General features: G+C 51.6%; 13 protein-coding genes. 9 read left to right on the top strand and 4 right to left on the bottom strand.

The genetic code is table 11. The features are described 5' to 3' along the window. Positions 1–107 precede the first annotated feature (107 nt). Complete coding sequence (locus tag DCC81_RS02175; RefSeq protein WP_108684953.1) at positions 108–797, top strand: outer membrane beta-barrel protein; 690 nt, start codon at positions 108–110, stop codon at positions 795–797. A gap of 71 nt (positions 798–868) precedes the next feature. Here DCC81_RS02175 and DCC81_RS02170 read toward each other — a convergent pair whose 3' ends face one another. Both DCC81_RS02170 and DCC81_RS02165 read right to left on the bottom strand, forming a co-directional pair. After that, positions 869–1294 carry an alpha/beta fold hydrolase gene (locus DCC81_RS02170; protein ID WP_108684952.1) on the bottom strand — a complete coding sequence of 142 codons (426 nt, stop codon included), beginning with the start codon at positions 1292–1294 and terminating at the stop codon, positions 869–871. 146 nt (positions 1295–1440) lie between these two features. After that, positions 1441–2403, bottom strand: a complete 963-nt coding sequence (locus tag DCC81_RS02165) for a methylenetetrahydrofolate reductase (RefSeq protein ID WP_108684951.1) — start codon at positions 2401–2403, stop codon at positions 1441–1443. A gap of 203 nt (positions 2404–2606) precedes the next feature. On the opposite strand from DCC81_RS02165, the gene lptB reads away from it, so the two are divergent. The 3 genes from lptB (at position 2607) to fabG (ending at position 5719) form a co-directional block, all read left to right on the top strand. Next, the gene (lptB, locus tag DCC81_RS02160) at positions 2607–3371 is read left to right on the top strand and encodes an LPS export ABC transporter ATP-binding protein (protein WP_108684950.1); all 765 of its coding nucleotides are present in this window, start codon (positions 2607–2609) and stop codon (positions 3369–3371) included. Between the two features lie 75 nt (positions 3372–3446). Beyond that, a complete protein-coding gene (locus DCC81_RS02155) occupies positions 3447–4925 on the top strand; it encodes a GH3 auxin-responsive promoter family protein (RefSeq protein WP_240612873.1) in 1479 nt (492 codons plus the stop codon). A gap of 41 nt (positions 4926–4966) precedes the next feature. After that, positions 4967–5719, top strand: a complete 753-nt coding sequence (fabG, locus tag DCC81_RS02150; protein ID WP_449384879.1) for a 3-oxoacyl-[acyl-carrier-protein] reductase — start codon at positions 4967–4969, stop codon at positions 5717–5719. A gap of 102 nt (positions 5720–5821) precedes the next feature. Here the strand turns inward: fabG and DCC81_RS02145 are convergent, their stop codons facing one another. Then, positions 5822–6721: an SMP-30/gluconolactonase/LRE family protein gene (locus tag DCC81_RS02145; protein WP_108684947.1), complete on the bottom strand. Its 900-nt coding sequence runs from the start codon at positions 6719–6721 to the stop codon at positions 5822–5824. 92 nt (positions 6722–6813) lie between these two features. Between DCC81_RS02145 and DCC81_RS02140 the strand changes: the two genes are divergently transcribed. Beyond that, positions 6814–7866, top strand: a complete 1053-nt coding sequence (locus tag DCC81_RS02140) for a nucleoid-associated protein (protein ID WP_108684946.1) — start codon at positions 6814–6816, stop codon at positions 7864–7866. Positions 7867–7932: 66 nt separating this feature from the next. Here the strand turns inward: DCC81_RS02140 and DCC81_RS02135 are convergent, their stop codons facing one another. After that, complete coding sequence (locus tag DCC81_RS02135; RefSeq protein ID WP_108684945.1) at positions 7933–10110, bottom strand: S46 family peptidase; 2178 nt, start codon at positions 10108–10110, stop codon at positions 7933–7935. 214 nt (positions 10111–10324) lie between these two features. On the opposite strand from DCC81_RS02135, the gene DCC81_RS02130 reads away from it, so the two are divergent. From DCC81_RS02130 to DCC81_RS02115, 4 genes are all read left to right on the top strand, one after another. Then, entirely contained in the window at positions 10325–10783 is a 459-nt protein-coding gene (locus DCC81_RS02130; RefSeq protein WP_108684944.1) for a hypothetical protein, read from the top strand. Between the two features lie 59 nt (positions 10784–10842). After that, entirely contained in the window at positions 10843–11463 is a 621-nt protein-coding gene (locus DCC81_RS02125; RefSeq protein ID WP_108684943.1) for a ribonuclease HII, read from the top strand. A 73-nt stretch (positions 11464–11536) separates the two neighbouring features. Beyond that, positions 11537–13036: an RNA polymerase factor sigma-54 gene (gene rpoN, locus DCC81_RS02120; protein ID WP_108684942.1), complete on the top strand. Its 1500-nt coding sequence runs from the start codon at positions 11537–11539 to the stop codon at positions 13034–13036. 48 nt (positions 13037–13084) lie between these two features. Then, positions 13085–13783 (top strand): hypothetical protein, encoded by a 699-nt coding sequence (locus DCC81_RS02115; RefSeq protein ID WP_108684941.1) that lies wholly within the window; start codon positions 13085–13087, stop codon positions 13781–13783. The last annotated feature ends 335 nt before the right edge of the window (positions 13784–14118 follow it).

Raw genomic sequence — 14118 nt, 5'->3', positions numbered from 1 at the left:
CTGCAGGCGGCGTTTTCTTTTTTACAGGCATCCGTCCGGCAGTATACAACGTTAATATAACACACCTCCTCGCTAATTCAGATTAATTTTGCTTTGCGCTATACCGTATGAAAAAGATTGTACTGTTGATTGTTCTGACATTTCTGAGCACTGTCGTATCTGCACAGGCCAGCCTTGGATTTAAAGGTGGCTACGTTTTCTCTGATCTGGATTTCGGCAATAACGCCGGCGTACCGGCGGCCCGCAGCCATGGGCGCACTACCTGGCAGGCGGCACTGATGCTGAATGTGCCCCTGGGCGTACCGGGCCTGTACCTGGAGCCCAACCTGGGTTTTGTACGCAAGGGTGCTGCTTTTTCCGGCGGGCCCAAACTGGTAGGCCCGGGCGGGGCACCTGGCACCGGTCAAAGCCTGCTGCTGGATTACCTGGAGCTGCCGGTGAATGCAGTCTATAAATTTTCACTTCCCTTTGGCAAGCTGGCAGTAGGCGCCGGTCCTTACGTAGCTTACGGCCTGGCTGGCAGGTTTGACTACGTCCTGGAAAATGGCAGCGGTACCAATGCTACCGCCAGCAGGGATGTTACGTTTTCCAAGGCCTACAGCAACACCAGCATCAACATGGAGCGCTGGGATGCGGGGCTGAATGGGATGCTAAGCCTGGAGTTTAACAACTACCTGGTAGTGGGCGCCAATTACAGCTATGGCCTGGCCAATATAAATCGTTCCAACTTCGGGGATCTGCATAACCGTTACCTGGGCGTTACCCTCGGCATTTTGCTGAACCGCGAAGATTATTGATAACAGGTATTCCCGGCCACTAGCCGGTATAAAAAAGGCATGTTGTTTTGTGCAACATGCCTTTCGTTTTTTTATGCCAATGCCTGCAAATGCGCCAGCAGCCGCTGGCTCCAGGCCTCCGCGTCGTGGAAGGAAGAGAGGTGGTGCCCCGGGAAAGTGACCAGGGGCGTGCCTGCCTGCCGGGCCAGGTCCAGCGCAATAGCGCCGCCACTGCTCAGGCCCACCACATGGGCGGCTTCCTCGCCGGCAGCTTGCAGCACGGACAGTGCATCGTGGCTCTGGGTACTTACACAGGAGGGGAAAGCTGAAGGCGCGCTTTGCCCGCATCCGCGCTGGTCATAGGTGATCACGGTAAAGTGGGTGGCCAGTACGGGCAGCAGTTTATGGTACCACCAGGCTTCGCCACCCAGTGCGGGAATGAGTAACAGCGGGGCGCCGCTGCCGGAAACAGTATAATGAAGGTTGCAGCCAGGAACGGCTACGGTATGGGTGTGCATAATGATACAAGTAGTATGAATACAAAAGAATAACTACCCTGCACCGTAGGGAGCGGCAGGGCACGTGTATAAAGGCCACGGGCGTGGCCTTTAAAAGGCGGTTATATCTTCCTTGTTCACTGGCTTGTACATGATGGGAATATCGTTTATACAATGGCTGCCACCGCATCGCGCACTACCATGGGCTTGCCCAGGGTGTAGTAGTGCAGTACGGGTACGCCAAATGCTTTGAGTTCTTTGGACTGGGCAATGAGCCACTCAGTGCCCACCTGCTCTGCTTCTTTGTCTGTTTTGGTCTTCATCATGGCCAGGGCCAGGTCAGACGGGATGTCTACATTGAAGATGGGAGGCAGGGTGGTGAGCTGCTTTTTGCTGGTGAGCGGTTTCAGGCCCGGGATGATGGGAATATTGATCCCTGCTGCGCGGCAGCGGGTTACGAAATCAAAGTACTTCTGGTTATCGAAGAACATCTGGGTGATCACGTATTCAGCGCCGGCATCCACTTTTTTCTTGAGGAATTCCAGGTCTATCTGCAGGTTGGGGGCTTCTGAATGTTTTTCCGGGTAGCCGGCCACGCCTATGCAGAAGTTGGTCTTTACGCCGCCCTGCAGGTCTTTTTCCAGGTAAACGCCATTGTTCATATTGGCCACCTGTTCCAGCAGTTCTATGGCATAGCGGTGCCCGCCGGGCTCTGCCTCAAAGAAGCTTTCGTTCTTAGGAGCATCCCCACGCAGCACCAGCACGTTGTCTACCCCCAGGAAACCCAGGTCTATCAGGGCATTCTCCGTTTCTTCCCGGGTAAAGCCGCCACAGATCAGGTGGGGTACTGCGTCTATCTTATAATGGTTCATGAGCGCCGCGCAAATGCCTACGGTGCCGGGGCGCTTGCGGATCTCCACCTTTTCAAAAGTGCCATCCGGGCGCTTTTTGAACATATGCTCGCTGCGATGGTAGGTCACATTTACGAAAGAAGGCTTGAATTCCATCAACGGATCCAGGTGGTCGTAGGTGGATTCAATGCTCTTGCCCTTCAAGGGGGGCAATATTTCGAAAGAGATGGGTGTTTGCTTCTTCCCGGCTGCAGCAGCAATATGTTCAGTGATCTTCATGATGTGAGTATGAGGGGCGTTTGTTTTTAAACGCGGACAAAAATAGTATATCTCTGCCTTTTTTTAAGCTAAACCGGGCTATCCATAAATTAACAACCTGTTAAAGTCCTTGCCAGAGGCCATTGCAGCCGGAAAGTCGCACCCGGCGCGGCCTTACCCGGTTAACTTTCAACTTATTTCTTATTTTTGCTCAGTTTGAACATATGGGACTTAAAATTCATACAGACCAACTGGTCAAGAAATACGGAGCCCGCACGGTGGTGAACCACGTATCCGTAGAAGTGGAACAGGGGGAGATCGTGGGCCTGCTGGGGCCTAACGGCGCCGGCAAAACCACTACTTTTTATATGGTGGTGGGCCTCATTAAACCCGATGAAGGCAACGTATACCTTGACTCCCAGAACATTACCAAGCTGCCCATGTATAAACGGGCCCAGATGGGCATTGGCTACCTGCCCCAGGAAGCCTCCGTATTCCGCAAGCTCAGCGTGGAAGACAATATTGCCGCCGTGCTGGAAATGACGGACCTCAAAAAGGCCCAGCAGAAGGAAAAGCTGGAAAGCCTGCTGGAAGAGTTCCACCTTACCCACGTGCGCAAAAGCCCCGGGGATGTACTGTCCGGTGGTGAGCGCCGCCGTACCGAAATAGCCCGCGCCCTCGCAGTAGACCCTAAATTTATCCTGCTGGATGAGCCCTTTGCAGGGATAGACCCCATCGCCGTGGAAGACATCCAGGCCATCGTGGCCAAGCTCAAATACAAGAACATTGGCATCCTCATCACAGACCATAACGTACAGGAAACCCTCTCCATCACAGACCGGGCCTACCTGCTGTTTGAAGGCAAGATCCTCAAATCCGGCACGGCCGAGGAACTGGCCAGTGACGAACAGGTGAGAAAAGTGTATCTTGGGCAGAATTTTGTGCTGCACCGTAAGAATTATCTTGACGAAGCCGCCAGACAACAGTAAAAGACATTTCAATCCACACTAGTATCCTATATGAGAATATTAAGTCCTGCCTTGTCACAACTTGCAAGATTGCGGATGGGACGCATAGAGTATTTTATGCAGTACCCGGTGCAAGTACAGCAGCAGGTATTCCAAAACCTTATCAGCGCCGCCCAGTATACGGAGTTTGGCAAGCAGTACGGCTTTTCCAACATTTATAAAATAGACGAATACAAGACGCGCGTTCCCATTCATACCTACGATACCATTAAACCTTACATCCAGCGCGTGATGGAAGGCCAGCAGAATATTTTGTGGAACACCCCCATTAAATGGTTTGCCAAATCCAGCGGCACTACCGCGGATAAAAGCAAATTCATCCCCGTAACCGTAGAAAGCCTGGACGAGTGCCACTACCGCGCCGGCCGGGATGTACTCTCCCTGTTTTACAACAACTTCCCCGACTCTGATGTGCTCACCGGTAAGTCGCTCGTGATCGGGGGCAGCCACCAGGTCAATAAACTTTCCGCCACGGCAGACTCTTACTATGGTGACCTCAGCGCCGTGATGCTGCAGAACATGCCCTTTTACGGCAATATGATCCGTACCCCGGACCTTTCCATCGCCCTTATGGATGAGTGGGAAGAAAAGATAGAACGCATGGCCAATGCGGTGATCCACGAAAATGTGACCTCCATTGCCGGCGTGCCCACCTGGACGCTGGTACTCATTAAACGCATCTTTGAGCTCACCGGCACAGACAACCTGGCCGATGTGTGGCCCAATATAGAACTGTACATGCACGGTGGTGTAAGCTTCAAACCTTACCGCGAGCAGTTCAAACGCATTATCCGCAAGCCCGGCATGTACTACCAGGAAACGTACAACGCTTCCGAAGGCTTCTTTGCCGCACAGGATGTGATCGGAGAAGAAGGCCTGCTGCTTTTCCTCAACCATGGCATTTTCTATGAGTTTATGCCCATGGAAGAATATGGCAGGGAAGCCCCCCGCACCCTGCAGCTCAACGAAGTGGAAATGGGTAAGAACTATGCACTGATCATCAGCACCAACGGGGGCCTGTGGCGCTACCTGGTGGGCGATACCGTGCAGTTTACCTCCCTGTCTCCCTTCCGTGTAAAAGTGAGCGGGCGCACCAAATCCTTCATCAACGCATTTGGGGAAGAACTGATCGTAGACAACTCAGACCAGGCCATAGCCACCGCCTGCGAGGCCACCGGCGCCGTGGTAAATGATTATACCGCCGCCCCCGTGTACTTCTCAGAGGGCAGTAACGGTGGCCATGAATGGCTCATTGAGTTTGGCCAGCAGCCGGATAACCTGGAGCACTTCATCGATGTGCTGGATAGCACGTTGAAACAACACAACTCCGATTACGAGGCCAAACGCCACAAAGACATTGCCCTGGCCCGTCCCGTGGTGCATGTGATGAAGGAAGGCACCTTCACGGAATGGCTGAAGAGCAAGGGAAAACTGGGTGGCCAGCATAAAGTGCCCCGCCTGAACAATGAACGCAATTTTGTAGAAGAGATACTTACATTTTCAAAGCAACAATAGCATGCCCGCGGGGTTGCTATTAACCTATAACTACACGCATAATGATGAAATTACTGGAGAACAAAGTGGCAATTGTAACGGGCGCCAGCCGTGGTATTGGTGAAGGCATTGCCCTCAAATTCGCTGAACATGGCGCAAACGTGGCATTCACCTACCTGAGCTCCGATGAAAAAGCAAAGGCACTGGAACAAAAACTGCAGGCATTTGGCGTAAAAGCAAAAGCTTATAAGTCAAACGCCGGCGTATTTGCAGAATGCGAAACCCTGGTAAATGAAGTACTGAAAGATTTTGGCACCGTAGATATCTGCGTGAACAATGCCGGCATCTCCAAAGATAACCTCCTGCTCCGCATGAGCCCCGAGCAGTGGGATGATGTGATGAACACGAACCTGAAAAGTGTGTTCAACATGACCAAGCAGGTGATCCGCCCCATGATGAAAGCCAGAAGTGGTGTGATCATTAACATGAGCTCCATCATCGGTATCCAGGGCAATGCAGGCCAGAGCAGCTACGCCGCTTCCAAGGCCGGTATCATCGGGTTCACCAAGTCTGTGGCCAAGGAGCTGGGCAGCCGCAACATCCGTTGCAACGCTATTGCCCCCGGCTTCATTGAAACAGACATGACCCACTACCTGCAGGATGGCGACGCCAAGAATAACTACATGGAAAAAATCCCCCTGGGCCGCTTTGGTACCACGGAAGATATTGCCAACAGCTGCCTGTTCCTGGCCAGCGATATGGGCGCTTACCTCACCGGCCAGACGCTGAGCGTTTGCGGTGGGCTGAACATCTAATCTAGAAACTGCCCGCAGCAACATAAAAAAATCCAAATTCCATGACCGTATCGCGTCGTTGGAATTTGGATTTTTTATTGGAATACGTGGTATTACCCCTGCCTACTGTCTTTTATCAAACTTTTTACCCGGAATGGCCACCCGCACCCATTCCACGCACTTCCGGTCCTGCAGGGTTACGTAAATGGTTTGTCCGTCGGGGCCGCCAAAAACCAGGTTGCTGCATTGCTTGCCGCGCAGGTTGATGGTGTTGAAAATGCGGCCCGTGGGCGCCAGTACTACGATCTGGCCTGTGCCCCAGCGGCACACATAAAGGTTGCCGTTCTTATCGCATTTCATGCCATCCATGCCGCCGTCTTCAAATTCATAGAAAAGCTCTTTATGACTCAGGTTCCCCTTGTTGTCTACCCGGAACTTCCAGATCCTGCGCTGGGTGCCTTCATTTACATACAGGGTGCGCTCGTCGGGGCTTAGTTCTATGCCGTTGGTAGTGCCCATGTCTTTGGCCACCAGCGTGGCTTTGCCGTCTTTAATAAACCATACCTGGCCGGTATTTTCCTTCCAGTTGGGATCGGAGGCAAAGAAGCCGTCGTTCTTCATGAAGCACAGGTCATTGGGCTGATTAAAGGCATCGTTGTGCAGGTATACGCTTACTTTTTTGGTGCGCATGTCCACCGTCAGGATGTTGTGACCCACAAAGTCCGGCAGGTACATGGTGCCCTTGCTGTCAAAGTGCACCCCGTTGCCAATGCTGCTATCCGGCAGGGTTACGAAGATTTTGCCGCTACCGTTGCGGGTATTGATCTTGCCGATGGTGCCGTCTTTTTCAAAATTCACTACGTAAAGATTACCGGCCCGGTCAAAGTTGGGGCCTTCGATGTTCTTGCTGAACATGTTTTCCGCAGTGAGATCGTTGGCCTGGTTAAAGTCATCGGTCACTTTCTGGGCGGTGGCCGTCACGGTGACAAACACAGTGGCCAGCAGCAATGGTATTTTTTTCATAATATCCCCTTCGTTTTACAGCCATCAAAATAAGGAAAATGGTGATATTTTTGCACCCCCGGCGCCTTGGTCGGACAATATAATTATTTAATATGATTCATGTTTCCGACATCAAAGACCTGGAGAAACTTACTATTCATAAAGTAGGCAACGCATCTAAAGAAGAGCCACTTGTATTTTCCCAAAGCCCCCTGGCCCTGGAAGATGAGATGATCAGCCAGTTGCTGCTCACCTATTTTATCCAGCCATTCACCAACAATGCGGAATTTTTCCGCTTCACCCACGAGGCAGACCTCAACCTGAACGAAGTGTACCAGTACTGCCGGCGCATTTTTGAGGATGTGGAAACTTTCCAGGAGCAGTCCGTCAACATTGCCAAACACCTGTATAAACACAGCACCCACCCCAAGGTGAAAGGCGGGGAGCTGTACATTGTGCACTTCAGTAAATGCCAGGTGGACGGAGAGGAAGTGGAAGCAGTGGGCATCTTTAAATCAGAGAACCGCGATACCTACCTGAAGGTGTACCTGCAGGACGAGAACTACCAGGTAAACCATGATGATGGCATCAATATTTCCAAGCTGGATAAGGGCTGCCTGGTGTTCAATATTGAAGAAGAAGATGGCTACAAAGTGAGTGTGGTAGACAGCATCAGCAAGCAGAATGAGGCCATTTACTGGAAAGATGCCTTCCTGCAGGTGCAGCGCCGGGCAGACAGCTATCATCAAACGGAAAATATGGTGAACATGTGCAAGCAGTTCATCAACAACAAGCTGCCCACCGAGTTTGAGCTGAACCGCGTGGACCAGGCAGACCTCATGAACAAATCAGCCGCCTACTTCAAGGAAAAGGACCATTTCCAGATGGAAGAATTTGCCGAAGAAGTACTGGGCCATCCCGAGGCTATTGAGTCTTTCAAATCCTATCGCGAGTACTTTGAAAAAGAGAACCAGGAAGCATTCCCGGAAAGTTTTGACATCTCTTCCGCTGCCGTTAAAAAGCAGAATAAGGTATTCAAAACAGTGATCAAGCTGGATAAAAATTTTCACATTTATATCCATGGCAACCGTGAGATGGTGGAGCGGGGCTTTGATGAAACGATGAATATGAATTATTACAAACTATTCTTTGAAAGCGAAGCTTAGATAAATGAGAAGGCCGTCCTGGTTTATACCGGGACGGCCTTTTTTTATGCGGTAAAGCGCGGTTGTTTATTTCTTTTTCGCCACTGGTGCGCCGCTGAGTTTCAGCTCGTCGACCAGGTTTTTGCCGCCCCCCAGTTTGTCAATGCACCACAGTACATAGCGTACATCCACGCAGATGGTACGGTTGTACACCGGGTCAAACTGGATCTTGTGGCTGAGGGCCTCGTAGTTGCCGTCAAAGGCCAGGCCTACCAGTTCACCGTTTGCGTTCATTACCGGGGAGCCGGAGTTGCCACCGGTAATGTCGTTGGTTGTGATAAAGCACACCACCACATCATTGCGCGCAGCGTCCTTGTACGGGCCAAAGTCTTTGCGCCTGTACGCGTCAATGTAGTTTTGCGGCAGGTCAAATTCATAATCACCGGGCACATATTTTTCCATTACGCCAGTCATAGTGCAGGCATAATCATAATGCACGGCGTCACGAGGGCTGTAGGCTTTCACGTTGCCGTAAGTTACGCGCATGGTGAAGGTGGCATCCGGGTAGCGCTGCTTGTTGGGCTCCATTTCCATTACGCCTTTCAGGTATTCGCGGCCCAGGTCCTCGTTCGTGGTGGTAAACTTGGCAAAGATGGGCAGGTACTTGCTGTTGTAGTTTTTCAGGAAAGCACTGGCGTAGGCAAAGGCCGGGTCGTTCTGCAGGGTCACCGCATCCGGGTGGGCTGCAAAGTCGTTCCATTTTTTATCATCCAGGATGAAGGTGTTGCTCATCACGGAAGCGGCCCAGATGCGCCAGGTGTTGTCATCATCCAGGCTGCCAAATTTGCTGCGGATGTCTTCGTAAAAACCGATGGGCTGCTGGTTTTTGTCAATGTCTGTGTAGAACATGCGTGCGGTGGCCGCCAGTATTTTCTGGTCGCTGGGTTTATCTTCACCGGCCAGGAATGTTTTGCGGGCTTCGCTCACGGCGGTCATAGCCTTGGGTACCGCATCAGCCGGGGCGCCGGGTGTAGTGAGGGCCCGTTCAACGAGCACCAGGTTTGCCGCAAAAGCCGCCAGGGGAGAGCCCAGGATGCCTTCGCGCAGGTACTGGCGGTGTTTAGCGTAGGGGCGCCATTCATCGTATGCCTTGGCATAATCGCGGAAGATATTTTCATATTCCGGCTTGCCTTTGGCCCACTGGGTAAAGGCGGCTTCCTGTTTTTTCTTTTGGTCTTCCACGCCATACTTCAGCAGTTGTTTGCTTTCGCCGTCAAAGAATTTCCAGTAGTTGGCAATGCCGGCGTAGCTGGAGGCCAGCTTCAGTTTCACGGCCGGGTCTTTCTTCATCTGCTCAAACATGGCCTTCAGGCGTACATCGCGCAGGTTTACGATGGCCGGGTTTTCCACGCTGGTCTTCAGGTTTACACCAAAGGATGTTTCATAACGGTTAGTTCCACCAGGATAGCCAAAGATCATGGCGTAGTCGCCTTCTTTCACGCCCTTGGTAGACACAGGCAGGAAATACCTGGGCTTCATGGGCACATTGTCTGCACTATATTCTGCCGGTTTTCCATTCTTATCCGTGTACACGCGGAAAATAGAGAAGTCGCCCGTGTGGCGGGGCCATTCCCAGTTGTCGGTATCGCCGCCAAACTTGCCGATGCTTTCCGGCGGAACGCCTACCAGGCGGATATCTTTATAGCGCTCGTACACGTAGAGCAGGAATTGATTGCCTTTGAAAATGGGACTCACGCTGGCTTCGTAGCCGGTGCCTTCCGTGGCTTTGGCTACCAGTTCCTGCGTTTTATGTTGCTGTGCGTTTACGCGCTCCATGCCGCTGAGGCCTTTCAGCGCATCGTTCATCTGGTTGGTTACATCTTCCACGCGCACCAGGAACTGCACGGAAAGGTTCCTGGAAGGGATTTCCTCCTGCTTGCTGCGGGCATAGAAGCCATTCTTCAGGTAGTTGTGCTCCACGGTGCTGGCCGCGGCCACAGCGGCGTAGCCACAGTGATGGTTGGTAAAGATCAGGCCTTCGTTGCTCACGATCTCTCCGGTGCAGCCGCCACCAAAAATGATAATAGCATCTTTGATGGAGGCCTTGTTAATGCTGTACAGCTGCTCTTTCGTGAGCTTCAGGCCGCGCTTCACCATGTCGTTATAGGTTTGCTGGCCCAGGAGGTAGGGCAGCCACATGCCTTCATCCGCGCGGGTCACCTGGGCAGCCAGCAGCAGGATAAGGACGAACAGGTTTTTTTTCATGTCAGGTGAGATTTTTTTTGTTGTGGGTGGCAAACTAACTTTTTTTGCCCAAACGCAGGGCCGGAGCGGTATAAGCGGCGAAATTTCACCCGGGAAACCACAGCAGCCCCTGCTTTTTTGGAATGCCATTTGCCTTATGTACCCCGCCATTACAAGGTTGGAAAGACATAAGTATTTTTTAGATATATATTTAAATCATTTACTACCTCATACTATGAAAAAGGGAATAATACTGGTACTGAGCGTACTGCTTTTTGCCTGCCAGGAGAACAAGGCGCAACAGGAAAAGAAAGACTCCGCGCAAAAGAGTGTGGAAAAAGCAGGACAAAACCTGAAAGATGCTGCACAGGCCACCGGCGATTACCTGAGCACAGAGCGCGATAGCCTGAAGTCTGCCCTGCAGGTGCAGATCAGCAAAGTGGATAAAAAAATGGGAGAGTTGAAGAACGATGGTTCTGCCAAAGCGATGGAAACCAAAAAGCGTTTGCAGGTTTGGCGCGATTCGCTGAGCAGCAAAGCAACGGAAGTACAGAACGCCTCTGCAGACAAGTGGGAGGATACCAAAACGGGCGCCAACCGCCTGCTGGATAAGAGTAACCGTACCTGGGATAAGCTGAAACAGGGCATCCGGGACGCCTTTTCAGACAAGGATAGTACGAAAAAGGATAATTAACGCCTAATACTGTTCCTGTAGGTAATTTTGTACTTTTACTTTTACAGAAACACACCGAATTGCTGAAATCGTACTATCAGAAAGGAGTTATGGAAGCCGGCTGCGATGAAGCCGGCCGTGGATGCCTGGCCGGGCCTGTGTTTGCGGCAGCAGTAATTTTACCGCCCCGTTTCAGGCACCCCTTGCTCAACGATTCCAAACAAATGAAGCCCGCCCACCGCGAGGAAGTGCGGCAATACATAGAAACCAAAGCTATCTGCTACGCAGTAGCCAGCGTGGATAATGAAGAGATAGACCGGATCAATATCCTGAAGGCATCTTTCAAGGCCATGCACCTGGCCCTGGAGCAGTTGAAGCAACAACCGGAGTACATTTTAGTGGATGGCAACCGGTTTGTGCCTTATGGTACAGTGCCCCATGCGTGCATTATCCAGGGCGATGGCATTTATGCCTCCATCGCCGCGGCCTCGGTGCTGGCCAAGACCTATCGCGATGCCCACATGATGGCCCTCCACCTGGAACATCCCCAGTTTGGCTGGCATGAAAATAAGGGCTACGGTACACTGGTGCACCGCAACGCCCTGAGGGAACACGGCGAAACCCGCTATCACCGCAAATCTTTCCGGCTGAACTACGACCAACCGGAATTGGATTTTGAAAATACGGACGCCGGGCTGTAAATGCCTGCAAAGGCCCCACAGCGACGGCAACCAGGAAGATACTAGTTGTTAAAATTGTCGTTAGAAAGAGATTATGCTAAAACAGACCCAGCAACAAAAACTATTACAGAAGTTATCACCCCAGCAGATTCAGCTCATGAAACTGCTGCAGGTTCCTACTGTCAACCTGGAAGAGAGAATTAAGGAAGAGCTGGAAGAAAACCCGGCCCTGGAATATGGCGAAGACGAACAGCATGAAGATGAGTTCAAGGACACCCCGGATGAATATGAAGCCAGTGGAGAAGAGGGCGAAGGCGAAGACTTTGAGCCCGATGGCAGTGAAAATGAATATGACAATATCGATATTTCTGAATACGTGAGTGATGGCGATGATGACATTGCCGATTACAAGCTGCGCAACGATAATTATCCCGACCAGGATGAGAACAAGACCATCCCGGTAAAGGTGGAAACCTCCTTCCACGAGCACCTGCTGGAGCAACTGGGTATGCTGGAGCTGGAAGAGCGCCAGGGCGTGATCGCAGAGCAGATCATTGGCAGCATTGACGACGATGGCTACCTGCGCCGGGAGATCAGCGCCATCGTGGATGACCTTTCTTTTTCCCAGAATATTGATACAGACGAAGAAGAGATCCGTGGCCTGATCAAGAAGATCCAGGAATTTGACCCGGCCGGCGTGTGCTGTGCAGACCTGAAAGAGTGCCTGCTGCTGCAATTGCACCGCAAAGCCAGTGACGATCCGGGCGTGATCACCGCCATCTCTATCCTGGAAAATTACTTCGACGAGTTCACCAAGAAACACTACGAGAAAATACAAAAGTCGCTCAACCTGAGCGATGAAGACCTGAAGGAATCCATTTCCCAGATCATCCGGCTGAACCCGCGTCCCGGCAGCAATTACGCAAACCTGAACAAGGCTGAAAGCTACGTGCTGCCGGACTTTTTTATCTTCAATAATAATGGTAAACTGGAGCTCACGCTCAATTCCAAGAACGCACCGGACCTGCGCATTTCCGAGGGTTACCGGGAAATGCTGAAGGAGTACGACCGTGGTGATAAGAAAGACCGCCGCCAGAAGGAAGCGGTACTCTTCATCAAACAGAAGATAGACGCCGCGAAGTGGTTCATTGACGCCATCAAGCAGCGCCAGCACACGCTGTTGTCTACCATGGAGGCCATCATGAACTACCAGCATGATTTCTTCATCACCGGTGATGAAACTTCCATGCGGCCCATGATCCTCAAGGATATTGCTGACATTACGTCCCTGGACATTTCTACCGTAAGCCGCGTGGCAAACAGTAAGTATGTGCAAACCGAGTTTGGTACCTTCCGCCTCAAGTTCTTTTTCTCCGAATCACTTTCTACAGACAGCGGGGAGGAAGTATCTACCCGCGAGGTGAAAAAGATCCTGAGCGACCTGATAGCCGGGGAGCACAAACGTAAGCCGCTGAGCGATGAAAACCTTACGAAAATGCTGCAGGACAAAGGGTACAATATTGCCCGCCGTACGGTGGCCAAGTACAGGGAACAGCTTAATATCCCGGTGGCCCGCCTCCGCAAAGAACTGTAGGCGAATGCCCGAGAGGGCGTATCTTTGCGCCCACCACAATCCCGATTTATGATGGAAAATACCCGGCCTGCGCAGGGCTCCCGCACCGTTTACACCTCGGCGCCTTCTTTCCCGAAGGCTACGAAAGCCTTTGCGCAGGTGGTATCGGTAATATTTCACCCCCTCTTTATTCCCACGCTGATCACGGTAATGCTCGTGTGCAGCCTGCCGGAGTACTTTGCTACGTTCCGCAATCTCAGCAAGCGGTTTGATTATGATATTTTCTACTTCCGCGTGGTGAGCATCACGCTGATGTTCCCGCTGCTGGTGGTGCTGCTGTGCAGGACATTGGGTTTTTTGCCCAGCATACAGTTGAAGGGGCAGCAGGACCGGATCATTCCCTACCTGAGCACCATGATCTTTTATTTCTGGGCGTTCTATACGTTCAAGAAGGAAGGACAGGCACCGCCGTTTTTCGTCGTTTTTTTCCTGGGTATTTTCATTGCGGTGATCGTGTCATTCATCACAAACATCTTTGTGAAGATCAGCATGCACATGGTAGGCTGGGGTGGTGTGATCGGTTATTTGCTGACGCTGATGTGGGGATTGCAGGTCAATGTGTCCCTGCCGTTGCTGGTGGCGTTCCTGGTATGTGGCCTGGTGGCTACCTGCCGGATGATATTAAATGCCCACTCCCCATTCGAGGTGTACCTCGGTATTGTAGTAGGCATTGTGTCTCAGCTGGTAGCATATGGAATAGTCGGATAGTAAATAAAACGGGCAAACAAACGGGTTAACAATTGAGGTCATGTTCGGCTGTTGGAGGGATGCAGTGTATAAAAGCGCTTCTTGCTTGCCGGAAGAAACGCTTGTGAGCCGCGTACCATGGATGAGAATGTAGAAACCGGGGTCTTTAGATGGTGAAAGGCCTGACTGCGAATTCCTGTTCTTTCACTTTTCTCCCGCACACCACAAAAGTCCGGCTTTCCGTTAATCCGATCAAGCGTAGAAATACTGATTTTTATAAGTTCCGTAAAAGTACCTGCCGGCAGGCCTGCTTATGTAACCTACTTATAGCCAGCTGCTTATCTTTCCCTTTAAAA

This window comes from Chitinophaga parva, assembly GCF_003071345.1.
GTDB classification, from domain to species: domain Bacteria; phylum Bacteroidota; class Bacteroidia; order Chitinophagales; family Chitinophagaceae; genus Chitinophaga; species Chitinophaga parva.
Note: the sequence above shows the minus strand (reverse complement) of the source record. Positions and strands in the feature narration are given on the sequence as shown.